The following is a 16,587-nucleotide window of genomic DNA, read 5'->3' as shown; positions in this document are numbered from 1 at the left end:
CTCAGGCCTTGCCGGCTGGCCTGGTCGGGGCCTTGGCCGGCGCCTTGCGCGGGGTGCGGTTCTCGGCGCTGACCATCCAGGCGTACTGTTCCAGCTTCTCGATGAAGCCGTGCAGGATGTCGGCGCTCGTCGGGTCTTCCTCGTCGACCGCGTCGTGGACGGCACGGATGTTGTCGACCGCCGCGTCGAGGCGGTCGGTGACCAGGCCGACGGTCTCCGAGGTGTCCACCTCTCCGGCGGGGAACTTGGGCAAGTGGGTGGTCGCCGTGACCGTCTCGCTTCGGCCGTCCGGCAGGGCGTCGAGCGCGCGCATCCGCTCGGCCAGCTGGTCGGAGAATAGCCGGGCATCGTCGATGATCTCGTCGAGCTGGAGGTGCAGGTCCCGGAAGTTCTTGCCCACGACGCTCCAGTGCGCCTGCTTGCCCTGCACGTGCAACTCGATCAGGTCGACGAGGACGGACTGCAGGTTGGAGCCGAGTTCTGCTGATGCTTTCATGAGTTACGCCTCTTCTCACACAGCGAAAACACGTCTCGACCGCGTCTCGGCCGGTGCCCCCGCTTGGTTTCACACAGCACCCTAGCAGGTGCACAATGTGAGTCACAGCGCCGGGTTTCAGCGGGCGGCGCGGCCGCGGTTTTGACTGCCGGGAAAGTTATCCACAGGTTTGTCCACATGGGGATAATTACACCGTTGTCATTATCCCGCCGCGGGGGTGCAGGACGGGGTCTCGACAGGCTTGACCACCGGGCCGGATAAGGTCGGGATCAGCGCCAGCGGGTGGTCATCAGGAAGCCCACGAAGGCGATCCCGAAACCGACCAGAATGTTCCACGACCCGAAACCAGCGACGGGCAGTGTTCCCTGGCTCACGTAGAAGACGATGATCCAGGCCAGCCCGATGAGCATGAAACCGAACATCACCGGCTTGAACCACACGGCGTTCGGACCGGCCTCGCCGGAGCGGGCGACCTCGGTGCGGGCGGGCTTGCTGCGGGGATTCGAGCGTGACATGCCTGCGATTCTAGCGTCTTTGGCTGGATTGACCGGCAGGCGCCCGGCAGAGAGGGCCCACCTCCCCGATTAGAATTGAGTCCATGTCCGAGCGAGCAGATCAGCCTCCCGCAGAGGCGACCCGCCACGCCCCCCGCCACAAGAGTCGCCCGCGACTCAGTGCCGTGGGAATCATCGGCGAGCTGCTCACCACGGCCGGTATTCTGGTGCTCGCATTCCTGGGCTGGCAACTCTGGTGGAATGACATGATTATGGCCGGTCAGCAGTCGAAGGCGGCAGCCGAGATCAGCCAGACCTGGATTGACGACGAGCGGTCCAGTCGCGATCAGGCCGCGGATTCCCCGCAGACAAGCGCCCCGGGGGAGTCGGCGCCGACCGACTTCGGCGACCCGGTCGTCCGTGAGGCTCCCCCCAGCGCCCAATCCTTCGCCGTGCTTTACGTGCCGCGATTCGGGGCGAACTATCACCGGTCCATCGCCGAGGGGATTGGCAACAATGTGCTCAACAGTTCCCGGTCGGGGATCGGCCACTACCCCGACACCCAGATGCCCGGTGAGGTCGGCAACTTCGCCCTGGCGGCGCACCGCAGCGCCAACGGCGGTGGCATGCACCTGATCAACGAACTCCAGCTGGGCGATGCGATCTATGTTCAGACCGCCGACGGCTACTACACCTACCGGTTCCGCGACCTCGAGTACGTCGCCCCGACCGCGGTCGATGTGATCGCGCCGGTGCCGCACAATCCGGATGTGGCGCCCGTCGATCGGTTCATCACTCTCACGAGCTGCAATCCCCTGCTCTCCACGGCCGAGCGCATCATCGCGTACGGTGTCTTCGAGGCGTGGCAACCGACATCTGCCGGCCCGCCGGCCGAAGTCGCGACCGTTATCAATGCCCAGGCCCAGGGCTAGGAGGCTCGAATGTACGCTGCTCTCTGGCGGGTTCTGCCCGGACCGGTCTGGCTCCGGATCGTGCTGGTGTTCGTGTTGCTCACAGCCGTGTTGTTCGTCCTTGCCACCTGGGGGTTCCCATGGGTGGATTCCATTGTCAACAATCAGGAAGTCACGGTGGGAAGCCCATGACCCGCATCCTCGTCATCGATAACTACGATAGTTTCGTCTACACGCTCAACGGCTACCTGATGGAGCTCGGAGCCGAAACGGTCGTGCTGCGCAACGATGCCTTCGCGCCGGAGGAGGCCGCGGCGCGCATCGCGGAATTTGACGGCGTGCTCATCTCACCCGGTCCCGGCAAGCCGTCCGACGCCGGCGTCTCCGTGCCGATCGTGCGCGCCGCCCTCGATTCCGGCCAGCCCCTGTTCGGCGTCTGCCTGGGGCACCAGGCGATTGCCGAGGCCTTCGGGGCCACGGTCACCAACGCCGAAGAACTCATGCACGGCAAGACCAGCCTGATCACGCACGACGGCAGCGAATTCTACGCCGGGGTGCCGCAGCCGTTCACGGCGACGCGGTATCACTCGCTCGCCGTCGTCGACGGCACCGTGCCGAGCGACCTGATCGTCACCTCACGCACGGCGGGCGGCGTGATCATGGGGCTCCGGCACGTGAGCGCCCCTATTCTGGGTGTGCAGTTCCACCCCGAGTCGGTGCTGACCGAGGGCGGCTACCTGATGGTGGCCAACTGGCTGGCTCTGGCCGGACTGCCCGGCGCCCGGACGACGGCCCAGGGCCTCACTCCCCTTCTGAAGTTCAGCTGAGGCGGTCAGCCGCCGGGCCGGGACTCAGTCGGCAGCCGGGCCGGTGCAGTAGACCAGCGTGACCTCGGACTTCTGGGGCACGTCGCCCGGAGCCAGGGACTGCTGGGTCACCGGCGAGCCATCCTGCTGGGGACAGGTCTCATCGGGTGTGGGGATGGGGAACAACTGCACGTCGGCTGCGGCGAGCATATCGATCGCCGCGCTCAGGAGCTGACCCTCGAGGTCGGGGAGGGCTACGAGGCCGCTGGAGACGATGAAATCGACCGTGACGCCGGTTTTTTCCGTCGTCGCGGCGACTGGGTCGGTTCGGAGCACCAGACCGGCGGCGATGGTCGGAGAGTTCTCGCGAGTGACCGACCCCGCGGTGAGGCCGAGGTCCGTTACCGCGGTCTGAGCGTCGGCGAGGGGCAGGTTGGTGACATCCGGAACGTCGACCGGCTGGGCGCCGGTGGAGACATAAACCTCGATCAGGTCGGTCGGCTGGGCAATCGTGCCTGCCGGAGGGTCTGTGCGGATCACCTGGTCCTTGGGCACCGTGGCGCTGGCCTCCTCGGCCCGGATTGCGGCCAGGTCCTGGTCCAGAAGCGAATTCTGGGCGTTCTCATAGCTGAATCCGGTGAGCGACGGCACCCGGCGCGAGTTGTCGGGCAGATCAACGCTTGGCGTGAGGCTGAAGGCCCAGATCATGACGGAGAGCACGATGACGACGACGCTGAGGATACCGGCCCAGATCCAGATCACGGGTGGGCGGCGCTGCGTACGCACCATGGATTCGTCTTCGGTGAGCTGCTTGAGCGCGAGCTCGGAGCCGGAAGCCGCCAGCGGGGCAGCAGCGAACAGCCCGCCGCTGGAGTCATCGGACGTGGGGTACTCCGGAATCTGCCCTGCCCCAGCCAGCTCGACGTCGGTGCGGAACTCCACGGCACTCTGGTAGCGCGCGAAACGGTCCTTCGCCAGGGAATGCAGCACGACGGCGTCGAGCGCGGGGGACACCCGGGAGTTGATCGAGCTCGGTTCGACCGGGGTCTCGCTGACGTGCTGGTAGGCGACAGCCACGGCGGAGTCTCCGCGGAATGGCGGGCGGCCGGCGAGCATCTCGAACAGGACCACGCCCGTGGAGTAGAGGTCGGTGCGGGCATCCACCGATTCACCCTTGGCCTGCTCGGGGGAGAAATAGGAGGCCGTGCCGAGGATGGCCGTGGTCTGCGCCACGGTCGTCGAGGAGTCGGAGATGGCCCGCGCAATGCCGAAGTCCATCACCTTGACCTGACCGGTCTTGGTGATCATGATGTTGCCGGGTTTGATATCGCGGTGCACGACGCCCGCGCGATGAGAGTACTCGAGGGCTGTCAGAACGCCGACGATGATGCGAACGGCCTCGTCGGACTGAACCGGGCCCTCGCGGATGATGTCCTTGAGCAGTCGACCGTCGACGTACTCCATCACAATGAACGGGATCTGCGATTCGTGGCCGCCGATCTCGGAGACAGACTCCTCGCCCGCGTCGAAGACGCGCACGATGGTGGGGTGAGCCATACGGGCGGCCGCCTGCGCCTCCTGGCGGAAGCGGGTGCGGAATGCCGGGTCGGCGGCAAGCGATGACTTGAGCAGCTTGATCGCGACCGTGCGGCCGAGCCGGGAATCGGTGCCGATGTGCACATCGGACATTCCACCTCGCCCGAGGAGCGCACCCACCCGGTAACGACCAGCGAGCAGACGGCCTTCATCAGTCAAAGCATTACTCCCAGCTCGCGCACACAGATCACCGTATTTTAGCCGTACCTTCCTGAGCCTCCGCTACGCCGCCGGGGTGACGGTGACGGGTGTACTGGACTCCGAGTAGGCCGATGCGACCTGGCCGCAGATGAAGCGGAACTTGACCGTGAAGGTGCCGGCGTCGGGACCCGCGGTGATCTTCGTAGAGGTAGCGTCCGGGCTGATCGGGCCGGGGGAGACGGCGTCGCCGTCGGCCACGACCTCATAGCCGGAGAGGGTCTGGCCGCTTGGGCAGGACTGTGCAGCCCAGGTGACCGTGGCCTCTGCTCCGGCGGCGACCGAGGCGGGGGCGACGGTGGGAGCCGCGGTCGGGTCGTCGGGGGTGACGGCGGGGGCGTAGACCGTGACCGTGATCGTGGAACCCTTCGTCACCGGGCCGGTGGGGTTCACGTCGTAGACGGTGTCGGCGATCTGCTCCGGGGTGGTGGCCGCGTTGCCGGTTTGGACATCCGCTACGAAGCCCAGCCCGGATAGCTTGTCGCGTGCCTCCGTGCTGGTCAGTCCCTGGTAGTCGGCCAGACTGACCTCGACGGTGTTGCTCGTTGGGGTCGGCGTGGGCGCCGGGGTCGCCGAAGGGGTGGGCGTTTTGCTCGGCGACGGAGTCACCGATGCCGGTGCCGACGTGGTCGGCGTCTCCACCGGCGTCGTGTTGTCCTGAGTGAACAGGGCGATCAGGGTGCCGGTGAGTACGAGCGCGAGCAGGGCGATCAGGCCGATCAGCGGCCAGGTCCACGGGCTGCGCTTCTTCTCTTCGGGTTCCGCCGCCGCGGAGGCACGCGTCGCGGGCGCTCCGGTGGGCAGCACGGTCGTGGCTTGCATTCCGCCGGCGCCGGGCATCAACATGGTCGCGGAGGTGGGCGTGACGCCGTTCATGATGGCAGGCACGGATGCCGCAGCGGCCGCGATGTCGCCGCGGCGGAGGGCTGCGGCGGCACGGGACAGGTGCGCGGCCGAGGCCGGACGGTCCGCGGGGTTCTTGGCCAGGCAGGAGATCACCAGGTTGCGCACCGGCTCCGACACCGTGTCGGGCAGGTCGGGGGCGGTCTCATTGATCTGCGCCATTGCGATCGCGACCTGGGACTCGCCCGTGAACGGCCGGCGCCCGGCGAGGCTTTCGTAAGCGACGATGCCGAGCGAGTAGATGTCGGTGGTGGGCGAGGCGGAGCGGCCGCTCGCCTGCTCGGGTGAGAGGTACTGCACGGTGCCCATGACCTGGCCGGTCGCGGTGAGCGGCACCTGGTCGGCGATGCGGGCAATGCCGAAGTCGGTGATCTTGACGCGGCCTTCGGGCGTGATCAACAGGTTGCCCGGCTTGATGTCGCGGTGCACGAGTCCGGCGGCGTGCGCGGCGTGAAGCGCGGCGGCCGTCTGGGAGACGATGTCCAGCACCTTGTCCGCGGGGAGGACATGCTCGCGCTCGAGGATGGTGGACAGTGCTTCCCCGGGTACGAGTTCCATCACGAGGAAGGCGCTGCCGTCTTCTTCGCCGTAGTCGAACACGTTGGCGATGCCTTCGTGGTTGACGAGCGCGGCGTGACGGGCCTCGGCGCGGAACCGCTCGAGGAACCCAGGGTCACCGAGGTACTCGTCCTTGAGAATCTTGATGGCGACCGTGCGACCGATTACGAGGTCGATCGACTTCCAAACCTCGCCCATCCCGCCAATGGCGATCCGGGACTGCAGCTCGTATCGTCCCCCGAAGGTGAGCCCTGATGTGGGTCTCATTTGTTCAGCACCGCCTCTAGTACTTCCTTTGCAATAGGTGCGGCAAGCAGATTGCCGTACCCTGTCTGGCCAAGTCCCCCGCCATTTTCAACGAGAACGGTGATCGCATATTTCGGATCCTCTGCAGGAGCGAATCCGGTGAACCACAGGGTGTAAGGCTCGTCCTCGGCGTTCTCCGCCGTGCCCGTTTTTCCTGCCACCTTGACCCCATCTATTCTTGCATTGCTGGCGGCGCCATCCTGGACTCCGTTGACCATCATTTGGTTCAGTGTTGCCGCCGTTTCGGCGCTCATCACCCGTTTCATCGCTTCCGGTTCGAAGACCTGAATCGGACTCAGGTCCGGGGCGGTCACCTTGTCGACGAGGTTGGGCGTCATCAGCTGGCCGCCGTTGGCGATCGCCGCTGAAACCATCGCCATCTGCAGGGCCGTCGCACGGACATCCGTCTGGCCGAAGGCCGAAAGTGCGGTCTGGGCGTCGTCGAGAACCGTGGGGTACACGCTCTGAGACACGTCGAGGGGGATCGAATAGTCGCTGTTGAAGCCGAACTTCTCGGCCGTGTCGCGAATGGCCTTGTTGCCCAGCTGCAGACCCAGTTCGGCCAGCGGAATGTTGCAGGAGAGACGCAGGGCGGTGGCGAGGGTGACGGTGTCCCCTCCGCCGCAGGTGCCGCCGCCGGAGTTGATGACGATCGCCGACGAGCCGGGCAGCTGGTACGTGGGCGGGTTCGGGAAGGTGCTCTCCGGGGTGAACTTACCCGATTCCAGGGCGGCCGTCATCACGACGAGCTTGAACACCGAGCCGGGTGGGTTGAGAGTCTTGGTGGCGCGGCTGAGCAGCGGGTTACCGTCGTCGTTCAGCAGCGACTGATAATTGTCGGTGACCTGCTGGTTGTCGTGCACGGTGAGCAGGTTCGGATCGTAGCTGGGCTTGGAGACCAGGGCGAGGATGCGACCGGTCGCCGGCTCGGAGACGACGACGGAGCCGGTGAGGTCGCCGAGGGCATCCCAGGCGGCCTGCTGCGCGACCGGGTCGATTGTGACCTCCACAGAAGCCCCCTTGGGGTTCTGGCCGGTGATCAGGGCGTTCATCTTGTCGAAGAACTGGGCGTCCGACGTTCCGCTGAGTTCGCCGTTAAGGGAGTGCTCCAGCCCGGTGGGCGCACCGTTGAGCGGAATGAACCCGGTGATCGGGGCGTAGAGCGGCCCATTGCTGTAGGTGCGCTGAAACTTGTATTCATCGTCGGCGGGCATCGACTGGGCGATCGGCTCGCCCGCGACGAGGATCGGACCGCGTTCGACGGAGTAGCTGTCGTAGAGCGTGCGGGTGTTGCGGGCATCCGCGGACAGGCTGTCTGCCTGGAAGACCTGCACGATCGTCGTGGAGACGAGCAGGGCCACGAACATAAGCAGGACCACGATGCTCACTCGTTTGAGTTCACGATTCATCAGACCACCAGCCTGGGTTGGTTGCGCACAGTGTCGGACAGGCGCAGGAGCAGGGCCACAATGATCCAGTTGGCGACGAGGGAGGACCCGCCGGCGGCGAGGAAGGGTGTGGTCAGACCAGTGAGGGGAATCACGCGGGTGACGCCGCCGATCACGATGAAGCACTGCAGGGCGATGACGAAGGAGAGACCCACGCCGAGCAGCTTGCCGAAGTCGTCATTGCCGGCGAAGCCGATGCGGAAGCCGCGCGCGACGAGGAGCAGGTAGAGCGCGAGGATCGCGAAGATGCCGGCCAGGCCGAGTTCCTCACCGAGGCTGGCGATGATGTAGTCGCTCTGGGGGACGGGGGTGATCTCTGGACGGCCCTGGCCCAGGCCCGTGCCGATGAGCCCGCCTTTGGCGAGACCGAAGAGCCCCTGCACCAGCTGGTAGCTGCCGCCGTCGGCCGCGTAGACATCCGGGTTGAGGGCGTCGAGCCAGTTCTGGAACCGGCCGTTGACGTAGTCCAAGGTCTGGCTGGCGATGAGGGCACCGCCGAGGAAGAGGGACATGCCCAGCAGCACCCAGCTGAGGCGCCCGGTGGCCAGGTAGAGCATGACCAGGAATAGACCGAAGTAGAGCAGGGCGGTTCCGAGGTCGCGCTGGAAGATGATCACGGACATGGACAGCGCCCAGACGACAAGGATCGGGCCGAGGTCGCGCAGGCGCGGGAAACGCATGCCAAGAAATTTCTTGCCCACCATGGAGAGGCTGTCGCGGTTGCGCACGAGGTAGCCGGCGAAGAAGACGGCCAGGGCGATCTTCGCAATCTCGCCCGGCTGGAAGGTGGCGAAGGATCCGACGCCGATCCAGACGCGCGCCCCGCTGACCTCGCGGCCGAGGCCGGGCACGAGTGGGAGCAGCAACAGTGCCACACCGACGAACCCGGCGATGTAGGTGTAGCGGAACAGCACCCGGTGGTTGCGGATGATCAGGATGACCGCGATCGCGCAGCCGATGGCCAGGGCGCTCCACACGGTCTGGCGCACGGAGGCGCTGGCCCAGCCGGACTCGTCGTTGGCCAGGTCGATGCGATAGATCATGGCGATGCCGAGGCCGTTGAGCAGGGTGGCGATGGGCAGGATGAACGGGTCGGCCTCCCGGGCCACGACGCGCAGCACCACGTGCATGGCCAGAACCAGCACCGACAGGCCGGCGCCGAGCAGCACCAGTGTCGTGTCGATTCGGCCGAGCGCGCCGAGCTGCACGAGCACGACGGTGGCCGCGTTGATGCCGCAGGCGATGAGCAGCAGGACCAACTCGAGGTTGCGCAGCTTCTGGGGCAGGTGCAGTCGGCGCACGCGACCCGTGCGGGGCGGGCGCGCGGGCGCATCCGTCGTCGTGGACCGGTTACTGGACGCTGGCATCTTGGAGCCGTTCGACGATAAGCAACGCATCCGCGAGGGAGGTTGCGCTGATGGTTTTTTCGACCTGCTGCCGGTCGTAGACCCGCAGTTCGGACAACTCCAGGTCGGTGTCCTCGAAGACGGAGGACAGGGAGAGAGGGCCGAGGTCCTGCTGCACGCCCTGGAAGATGGCGACCGTGCTGCCTTCCACCCCCACGTAGTAACGGGACTGGGTCCACCGGTAGCCGAGGAAGCCGGCGCCGACGATGGCCAGGACCAGCAGGATGATGCCGACCAGCCAGGTAATCTTGCGGCGGCGGGCGCGGCGATTGTCTTCCTCGATCAGCTCCGAGAGATAGTCCTGGGAGTCAGGCTCGAAGTGCGTCTCCCGCACGGGGTGTAGGCGCAAGCTCGACATGCGCAGCGCCCGGCCGCGGGTGGGCTCCTCGCCGAAGGCGAGGGGAGCGGATGCCGACCCGACCACGGTGGGCATGTCGATGCGTTCGGCGGGTGAGCCGATGTCGACGACGACGATGGTGACGTTGTCAGGGGCTCCGCCGTCGAGGCTTTCCTTGACCAGGCGATCGGCCACGCCCTGGGCGTCAAGAGGGGTGAGCAGGGCCGCGGCGATGCCCGAATTAGAGACCACGCCGCTGAGCCCGTCGGAGCAGATCAGCCAGCGGTCACCGGGGAAGGTCGCAAGGATGGAGGTGTCGATCTCCGGCGCCGATTCGACGTCGCCCAGCACGCGCATGAGCACAGAGCGGCGCGGATGCACCATGGCTTCCGCCTCGGTGATGCGGCCGCTGTCGACGAGCCTCTGCACGAAGGTGTGGTCGATCGTGATCTGGGAAAGTTCGCCCTCGCGGAGCAGGTAGATGCGCGAGTCACCGATGTGCGCGATCGCCACCTCGTCTTCCAGCACGATCAGCGCGCTGACGGTGGTGCCCATGCCGGTGAGTTCGGCGTGCTCGAACACGGTCTCGGCGAGCTGTGAATTCGCGGCGATCAGCGCCGCCTGCAGGGCGAACTCGGCGTCTTGCGGGGACTGGAAGTCCCGGTCAGCTTCCATGATGCGTTTGGTGGCGATCGCCGAAGCGACGTCGCCGCCGGCGTGCCCGCCCATGCCGTCGGCAACCAGGAAGAGATGGCGCCCGGAATATCCGGAGTCCTGGTTGTTGGACCGAATCTTTCCAACGTGGGACGTGGCCGCGCTGTGACTGACTGTCGCCATGCAGCTACCGCCGAAGCTCGAAGCTGGTTGCGCCGATCTTGACGGTGGTGTTCAGGGGGACCGGAGTCGGCACGGCCAAGCGGTTGCCGTCCAGGAAGGTGCCGTTGGTCGAATCGAGATCCTGGATCATCCACTTGTCGTGCCAGAGCATCAGACGCGCGTGGTGGGTGGACGTGTAGTCGTCACGGATGACGAGGCTCGAGTCGCCCGACCGCCCGATCGTGATCGAGTCGCCGGTGAGCGGGAACTCGGTGCCGGCCTTCGGGCCGGAGGTGATCACGAGGCGGGTCGCGTTCTGGCTGGTGGCCTTGTCGTCCACGGCGGTGAACGCCGGGCTCGGCCGAGCCGTGAACTGCTCCGTCGGCGCAGAGGCCGCGGTGGCGGGAGGCTGGGTGGCGCTCGGCACGGGCGTGGCGCTCGGGAACGTGGCGGGCGCGCCGGCTGCGCCAGCGACATCTGCCTGCATCTTGCGGGCGCGCTGGCCGAACAGGTCGCTGCGCAGGGCATAGACGATGCCGAAGATGAAGAGCCAGAGCACCAGCAGGAAGCCGAGGCGCAGCACAAGCAGGGTGAGCTCGCTGACGCTCATGCGGTGGGTCCCCAGAATCCATCCATGTCGTGACGTTCGCGGCCGCCGTCGCGGCGACGCTCGGTCACCGGCTCGGAAGAGGATGCCTGCGCGATGACCCGGAAGACGATGCGGGTGCGGCCGATGGTGACGACGGAATCGGGCTCGAGGATGGCCTGCGTGACCGGTGAACCGTTGAGCTGGGAGCCGTTTGTCGAGCCGAGGTCGCGCACCTGGGCACGGGAGCCGTCCCAGAGGATCTCGACATGCCGGCGGGAGGTGCCGGAGTCGTCGATGGTGATGTCGGCGTCGCTGCCGCGGCCGATGACGGTGTGCGACTGCGTCAGGGGGTAGCGCTTGCCGTTGACCTCGACCACGGGGATCCAGGCGACGCTGCCCTTGATCGTGCTGGAGTCGATTTGGACCATGCCCTCACTGAGGCCGCGATCCGCGGACAGGGTGATCGAGACGCCGCCGGCGAACTGGTAACGCTGCTCGCGGCCGTGCAGCTGCACGAGTTCGGTGAGCTCGTCGAGGAGGGTCTGGCCGAGGGCGGACATGCGCTGGAAGTCGGCATGGCTCATTCGCACCGTGAAGCGATTGGGCGCGAGAATGCGATCGCGGGACACGACCGCTGCTTTTGTGTCGAGTTCGCGACGCAGCGCTGAGGTGATTTCCACCGGCTGCAGCCCCGACCTGAAGGTCTTGGCGAACGCACCGTTGACGGCGCGTTCGAGACCCTTTTCAAAACTATCCAGAATGCCCACAGGTCTCCCGATCCGATCCTTTCGGCTATGAGCATGTTACTTGTCCCAAGTGTTAACTCACCCGCCGGGCAATACCCGGTGAGGGTTGTCATCCTACGGGAGCCAGTCCGGGTCGCCATGTCGGGCCCCTATCGGGCGCGTGTTCAGGATGTTCGCCACGCCGCGCAGACCTGTGTTCGCGTGGCCTGCCTGCCTCGAATGGCGTTGTGCCCTCGGAAAGTGCTAATCTGCCTAAGTTCGCGCGAGTGGCGGAATTGGCAGACGCGCTGGCTTCAGGTGCCAGTGTTCGAAAGGACGTGGGGGTTCAAGTCCCCCCTCGCGCACAGTGGGTGTTTCAGGAAATCCAGGAATGGTTTTCATGAAATCCAAGCGAACAGGCCGGTTGAGCAGAAAAGCTCAGCCGGCCTTCTGCATTTAACGAGTCCGAGCGAAGTCAGGAGCGGTTTCGATGCTCGCCGCTCGGGGTTTTGCGGGTTAAACGCCAACCAGCCTGCTGGTAGGCAGGCTGAAGCGTTCGGTGCGCGGGGTGACGTTCGGAATTGGCGGAGGTTCCCGCTACTGCGGCGGTGCCAGGGCGGGAAGTGCGCTGTGTTTATTCAGCGGTGTTCCGGTGGCTTCTTTGCGTCGGCGTTCTCGGGAGAGACTCTCGCCGCTGTCACGTTCCGCGGTCTTCACGAAGAAGTCGAATATCCTCCGCAGGTTCGATGAGACTGCGGCGAGGGTTGCCGCGAGGTAATTGAAGGCGAACCCGCGACTGGACCGTTTGCTGACGTTGGCGAGGTCCTCGAAATTCTTTGACTTCAGGGTCTTGTTGGCGGACTCGACGAGGCTGCGCATGCCGAAGTATTTCCGGTGCTCTGGGGATTTGAAGGCGAACTTCTGGAGGTGCTTCACGGCCAACCCGGGGTTCTTATTCCGTTCGGCTGGGGCTCCAGCATCCATCGGGATGGTGACGGTCGCTGGTGTGACGGGTCTGGCGACGCGCTTCCCGTTGGCACGGTCGATTGCCATGTAGGTGCCGGGAGTGGGATACATGAAACGCTGGAATCCGTCTTTGTCGGGGCGCCCTTTCGGCTTCATTCGGTAGGCATCGCGTCTGGCGAGGTAGGCCTGGAAGGTGATTTTGTCGAGCTGTCGCTTGGGCTTCTCGGGGTTGAGGGGGGTCGCTCACCCGGGTGTTGTAGTTCTTGGCGGCATCGATGAGATCCTGGGGCATCCAGGTGACGTACCAGTTTCCGTCGACCAGGATGAGGTCGCGCCACTGGTTTTGTAGTCCGAGGTCTGGCTTCTTGTAGTCGATGACGAGTTCGCAGCCTCGCTGTCGCACGGGAATGTGGAAGTTGCGCGGTTTCTCTCCGTTGTAGGCCCGGTCCACGATCACGAGGCCGCTCGTGAACCCCCGTCGCTGATGAGAGTCCAGGAGTCGGACCCCAGAACCGATGATTTCACCCGGCCGATGGAACCCAACCGCGGTGATCAGGGAAGGGAAGACCGTGTTCTGGCCTGGTTTGTCCCACACCATGACGCTGATTTCGAGCTCGTAGCCCGCCTTGTCGGTTTTTGCGCCCTGCCCGTCGTGTTTTCCGCCCCGGCGGTACCGTCCCGAGTGCGGGTCGGCATTCCCTCGCCGCATTCCTTTATCTGTTGGGTTGGGTCGCCCGGTGCCTGGGATGAGGGTGGCGTCTGCGGCGATGTTGCCGTGGTATCGGGCCCAGATATCTGCAAGGAGCATCCGTACGCTCGTGTGGAGGAGCTGTTCACAGAGCCAGTCGAGGCGAGCCAGATTGCGTTCGGACTTCTGCAGGGCTTTCGGCGTCGATTGCTTGGCGAGGAGTTTGGCGAAGGGTTTGGGCTTAAGTCGCTTGTTCCGAGGGGCCGGATGCGGGTCGATGAGGTTCATCATGCGGTTCGCTGAGCGCCAGAGGCGCTGATATCAGTCGTCGTGGTCGCCGGACCGGTCCTCGATGCCTAGGAGGACGAATTCCTCGGCGCCGAAGTGGACGTCAAGGGTCTCAGCGATGCGATGGTAGTTGATGCCGTAGCCGAGTTGGACGTGAAGAAGAAAAAGGACCAGAACTGCCCGGAACGGAATGGGGGGCTTGACTCCTGCATTCGACTTCAGTCGCATGGCTCGCCATTCGAGCAGTTTCGTGACTACTCCGGAGTTGTCGACGATCCGGATGGCATTGGTCAGGTAGGCGCGCGATACGGGGCCGCGGGCGCGCTCTCGCTTGTACTCATGGCGGGTCATGCCAAATGTTGCTTGCATCCGCTGTTCGAGCAGCGCTGCGTCGGAAATGGTGCTCACGGGGTGACCTCCCCGCGCAGCTGTACCCGGTAGCTGTCATCGTCGAGTAAATCGACGTACTCCAGGTAGCGGGGCAGATTTTCGAACTTGTCGACGCCCAGGGCCCGCATCAACTCCTTGATTCGGGTGCCGGTGCGGAGATGGGCGACAATCCAGGTTGCCCGTAGTCGGTCACCCCGCGGCCTCTGGCCCACTGTGTATTGAGTGAAGCTGGAGAGGAGTTTGCCATCGAGGGTGCGGTTCGGCTTGCCCCAGATGGGAATGTCCCGGGGGACCTGCGCCAGTATCGCGACCATCCACGGCTCCCACTGGCCCTCGAGGGGGACAAGTCGGGGGTTGGTGCCACGGACGGTGATTGTGACGCCGAGCTCGTCAACGAGGATGTCGTCGGGATAGATGGTGCTGACATCGCTGGAGCGGAGGCCAGCTCCCGCGCAGAACACAAGCATGAGCATTGCGGGCCGTCGCTTCTCCGCACTGGGTTGTCCGACCGCCCACAGCGAGAACTCCTCCATTTCCTTCTTTGAATAAGGCGCGGCGATGCGCTTTCTGGACAACGGGGTCATGGTTTCGGGGTGTTCCTCGGGAGCGACGACCTCGGAGACCCGCATCAGAATCGCACGGTAGTTGCGGCGGGTGCCCTCTGAACGGTCGGGGTTCTCCTGGCTGCAGTACATGTCGATGGCCTGTCGGCTGAAAATGGCATCGGCCTGCAACGGCCAGCCCTGCTCAGCCACGCACCACAGCGCAAACGCGCTGGTGACGGTGAGGAGCAACGAGGCGGTGTACGTGGTCCTGGGAGCGGCGAGGGAACAGGCGTCCTTCACGAACGCTTCAATGCGCGTCCGACAGGGGCGAATCCGAGAACGCGCCGATGGCTGCGGATAGGCTCTGCATATGAGTCCGCGCCCAGCTCGTGTCGCCCCACACGAGTTGTGTGTCGACTGGCCGACGATGCCGAGCGATGACCCGGTCGCCGAGATAGCGCGACGGTTGGTGCTCAACCTGCGGGAAGCCATCGGTGACCGAAGCATTAGAGAGGTTGCCCGCGTTACCGGCGTTGACCGGGCCACTATCGCTGCCGTGCTCAATGGCCTGTCCTGGCCGGACATTGTGACGCTCGCAAAACTCGAGATCGGGCTGCACCTCTTGCTGTGGCCCCCGCGTGCGGGCGAGACGGCCTGAGGAATGGTTGGAAGGTGTATTCACCCTTACTCTGTGCATTCAGTTTTCATGAGAAGTAGCTTCACAACAGGGAATGTCACCATTCAGACAGTAAATTACACGCTATTTTGGTGTCTTTCCTATCAAAATAAGCGTCAAAATCGTTCAAATTCGCGTTTTTCGATAGCCTGATTGCATGCGTAGACAAGCTGTTCCGGGAGGCTTCAAATTCGAACCGCGGACCTTAGTGGGCGTGCGCAAACAGTTCGGCAAGTCATCTGTGCCGCTTCACCCCGCACCGGGCGTTGATGAGAACGACCCACGATTTCTCGCCGCGCAGCTACAGCACCAAGTTGCGAACGCGGTCCGTGAAGGGGTACTCGTCCGCGGGATGACCCTCGAGCAGTTCGTTCTGAGCGAGAGTGCGACCTCGCTACAGCCGGGCCTCACCTATGACCGGCTCATTCGAATCCAACGTGGAGAGACCCTGATGCAGCTGGCCGATCTATTCAGTTGGGCGCGACGATTCGACACGGTGCGCGCGATCCTCGCCGACGAGCGAAACTGGCCGGCTGCCGCGAACCGCAACAGCCCTAGCTAGCGCTGCGCCTCGCTTTCGAAGCCATCGCCAGCCGCAACAGGCTTGTATTAGCCGGGTGGCCCGGCCCCCATCAACGCGAGCCTGGAATCGGTGACCAGTAACGGCATGTTCCGCGGTGCGTTTGCCAGCCAACGGTGCCTGGTTCCCAGGCCGGCTACTGCGAGTAGCAGCAGATGGATGACGGCAAGCCGCAGAGCAGGGGATTGGGTATGGGCTTCCTTGTGCGATCCCTGAACGCGCAGTCGTGACGCACGAGGTGCGGGTCAGCTGAAGCTGAGCGGTGGTCGCCGGTCATTCATCGCAGATATTGATTCGTTCAGCTTGACGAATGCATCGTCCAACCACTCCTCGTCGATCCAGAAGGGTCACGTCCCGCTGGGTGGTGTAATTCCTCGTCACCGTGCGGGTCAGTTGGTTTAGTTTAGGCGGCAGCGAGTTCTGGGAGTATCACCGCCTCGTCGAGGACCTCGATGGGTTGTTCATGGTGGCCAGCTCGAGCATGGAGGCTTCGGAGAGGTAGCGGCGTTCGCCAGCTTCCCATTCATCGTGTTGCTCGATCAGGACTGACCCTGCCAGGCGTAGCAGGGCGGCAGCGTTGGGGAAGACGCCGACGACGTCGGTGCGGCGTTTGATCTCTTTGTTGACCCGTTCCAACGGATTCGTGGACCAGATCTGTCGCCAGTGTCGCCGCGGAAAAGCAGCGAACGCGAGTAGGTCGGGTTGTGCGTCGGTGAGCATCGCCGCAACTTTGGGGTGCGAGCGGCCGAGCATGGTGGTGACTTCTCGGAACTGTTTCTCGATGTGTTCGCGGTCGGGTTGGGCGAAGATGGTGCGGATGATCGAGGCGACCATGTCCTGGGATCCTTTCGGGATCACGGCGAGG

The 16,587-nt window shown here is 64.8% G+C and carries 19 protein-coding genes and 1 tRNA gene; 6 read left to right on the top strand and 14 right to left on the bottom strand.

Translation table 11 applies throughout. The features are described 5' to 3' along the window. Position 1 precedes the first annotated feature (1 nt). Both E3O62_RS11060 and E3O62_RS11055 read right to left on the bottom strand, forming a co-directional pair. Positions 2–496 carry a Dps family protein gene (locus E3O62_RS11060; RefSeq protein WP_134394349.1) on the bottom strand — a complete coding sequence of 165 codons (495 nt, stop codon included), beginning with the start codon at positions 494–496 and terminating at the stop codon, positions 2–4. Positions 497–765: 269 nt separating this feature from the next. Beyond that, positions 766–1,011 carry a cell division protein CrgA gene (locus E3O62_RS11055; protein ID WP_104100630.1) on the bottom strand — a complete coding sequence of 82 codons (246 nt, stop codon included), beginning with the start codon at positions 1,009–1,011 and terminating at the stop codon, positions 766–768. An 83-nt stretch (positions 1,012–1,094) separates the two neighbouring features. On the opposite strand from E3O62_RS11055, the gene E3O62_RS11050 reads away from it, so the two are divergent. The 3 genes from E3O62_RS11050 to E3O62_RS11045 are packed head-to-tail and all read left to right on the top strand — an operon-like array spanning position 1,095 to position 2,728. Further along, positions 1,095–1,922, top strand: a complete 828-nt coding sequence (locus tag E3O62_RS11050; protein ID WP_134394348.1) for a class E sortase — start codon at positions 1,095–1,097, stop codon at positions 1,920–1,922. A gap of 9 nt (positions 1,923–1,931) precedes the next feature. Further along, entirely contained in the window at positions 1,932–2,093 is a 162-nt protein-coding gene (locus E3O62_RS16590; RefSeq protein WP_166786469.1) for a DUF4175 domain-containing protein, read from the top strand. Next, on the top strand, positions 2,090–2,728 hold the full coding sequence (locus E3O62_RS11045) for an aminodeoxychorismate/anthranilate synthase component II (protein WP_134394347.1): 639 nt from the start codon (positions 2,090–2,092) through the stop codon (positions 2,726–2,728). The genes E3O62_RS16590 and E3O62_RS11045 overlap by 4 nt, the downstream gene beginning before the upstream one ends. Positions 2,729–2,752: 24 nt before the next feature. Here the strand turns inward: E3O62_RS11045 and pknB are convergent, their stop codons facing one another. From pknB to E3O62_RS11010, 7 genes are all read right to left on the bottom strand, one after another. Then, complete coding sequence (gene pknB / locus E3O62_RS11040; RefSeq protein ID WP_134398534.1) at positions 2,753–4,462, bottom strand: Stk1 family PASTA domain-containing Ser/Thr kinase; 1,710 nt, start codon at positions 4,460–4,462, stop codon at positions 2,753–2,755. 63 nt (positions 4,463–4,525) lie between these two features. Continuing rightward, the gene (locus tag E3O62_RS11035) at positions 4,526–6,229 is read right to left on the bottom strand and encodes a serine/threonine-protein kinase (protein ID WP_134394345.1); all 1,704 of its coding nucleotides are present in this window, start codon (positions 6,227–6,229) and stop codon (positions 4,526–4,528) included. Beyond that, positions 6,226–7,677, bottom strand: coding sequence for a penicillin-binding protein 2 (locus tag E3O62_RS11030; protein WP_134398533.1), 1,452 nt, complete (start codon positions 7,675–7,677; stop codon positions 6,226–6,228). Before E3O62_RS11030 ends, E3O62_RS11035 begins: the two co-directional genes overlap by 4 nt. Continuing rightward, a complete protein-coding gene (locus E3O62_RS11025) occupies positions 7,677–9,083 on the bottom strand; it encodes an FtsW/RodA/SpoVE family cell cycle protein (RefSeq protein ID WP_134394343.1) in 1,407 nt (468 codons plus the stop codon). Before E3O62_RS11025 ends, E3O62_RS11030 begins: the two co-directional genes overlap by 1 nt. Beyond that, positions 9,067–10,296, bottom strand: a complete 1,230-nt coding sequence (locus E3O62_RS11020; protein ID WP_134394342.1) for a PP2C family serine/threonine-protein phosphatase — start codon at positions 10,294–10,296, stop codon at positions 9,067–9,069. The genes E3O62_RS11025 and E3O62_RS11020 overlap by 17 nt, the downstream gene beginning before the upstream one ends. A gap of 4 nt (positions 10,297–10,300) precedes the next feature. Next, positions 10,301–10,885: an FHA domain-containing protein gene (locus E3O62_RS11015; protein WP_134394341.1), complete on the bottom strand. Its 585-nt coding sequence runs from the start codon at positions 10,883–10,885 to the stop codon at positions 10,301–10,303. Further along, the gene (locus tag E3O62_RS11010) at positions 10,882–11,631 is read right to left on the bottom strand and encodes a DUF3662 and FHA domain-containing protein (protein ID WP_134394340.1); all 750 of its coding nucleotides are present in this window, start codon (positions 11,629–11,631) and stop codon (positions 10,882–10,884) included. The genes E3O62_RS11015 and E3O62_RS11010 overlap by 4 nt, the downstream gene beginning before the upstream one ends. Positions 11,632–11,870: 239 nt before the next feature. On the opposite strand from E3O62_RS11010, the gene E3O62_RS11005 reads away from it, so the two are divergent. Further along, positions 11,871–11,954: transfer RNA gene (locus tag E3O62_RS11005), tRNA-Leu, on the top strand. Between the two features lie 232 nt (positions 11,955–12,186). Here E3O62_RS11005 and E3O62_RS11000 read toward each other — a convergent pair. Genes E3O62_RS11000 through E3O62_RS10985 form a run of 4 tightly spaced genes read right to left on the bottom strand, consistent with a single transcriptional unit; the run spans position 12,187 to position 14,766 of the window. Beyond that, positions 12,187–12,531: a hypothetical protein gene (locus E3O62_RS11000; protein ID WP_134398532.1), complete on the bottom strand. Its 345-nt coding sequence runs from the start codon at positions 12,529–12,531 to the stop codon at positions 12,187–12,189. Between the two features lie 10 nt (positions 12,532–12,541). Beyond that, positions 12,542–13,534 (bottom strand): hypothetical protein, encoded by a 993-nt coding sequence (locus tag E3O62_RS10995; RefSeq protein WP_134398531.1) that lies wholly within the window; start codon positions 13,532–13,534, stop codon positions 12,542–12,544. A gap of 30 nt (positions 13,535–13,564) precedes the next feature. Further along, positions 13,565–13,939, bottom strand: a complete 375-nt coding sequence (locus tag E3O62_RS10990) for a hypothetical protein (RefSeq protein ID WP_134398530.1) — start codon at positions 13,937–13,939, stop codon at positions 13,565–13,567. Then, positions 13,936–14,766: a site-specific integrase gene (locus E3O62_RS10985; protein WP_134398529.1), complete on the bottom strand. Its 831-nt coding sequence runs from the start codon at positions 14,764–14,766 to the stop codon at positions 13,936–13,938. Before E3O62_RS10985 ends, E3O62_RS10990 begins: the two co-directional genes overlap by 4 nt. A gap of 70 nt (positions 14,767–14,836) precedes the next feature. Here E3O62_RS10985 and E3O62_RS10980 point away from each other — a divergent pair, with 70 nt between their 5' ends. After that, entirely contained in the window at positions 14,837–15,124 is a 288-nt protein-coding gene (locus tag E3O62_RS10980) for a helix-turn-helix transcriptional regulator (protein ID WP_134394336.1), read from the top strand. 370 nt (positions 15,125–15,494) lie between these two features. Further along, positions 15,495–15,704: a hypothetical protein gene (locus E3O62_RS10975; RefSeq protein WP_134394335.1), complete on the top strand. Its 210-nt coding sequence runs from the start codon at positions 15,495–15,497 to the stop codon at positions 15,702–15,704. A 447-nt stretch (positions 15,705–16,151) separates the two neighbouring features. Here E3O62_RS10975 and E3O62_RS10965 read toward each other — a convergent pair. Next, the coding region (locus E3O62_RS10965; RefSeq protein ID WP_174720136.1) for a transposase at positions 16,152–16,587 on the bottom strand (436 nt) is incomplete at its 5' end.

This window comes from Cryobacterium sp. TMT2-15-1 (assembly GCF_004402345.1).
GTDB classification, from domain to species: domain Bacteria; phylum Actinomycetota; class Actinomycetes; order Actinomycetales; family Microbacteriaceae; genus Cryobacterium; species Cryobacterium sandaracinum.
The sequence above is the reverse complement of the archived record's forward strand: the minus strand, read 5'-3'. Positions and strand labels throughout refer to the sequence as shown.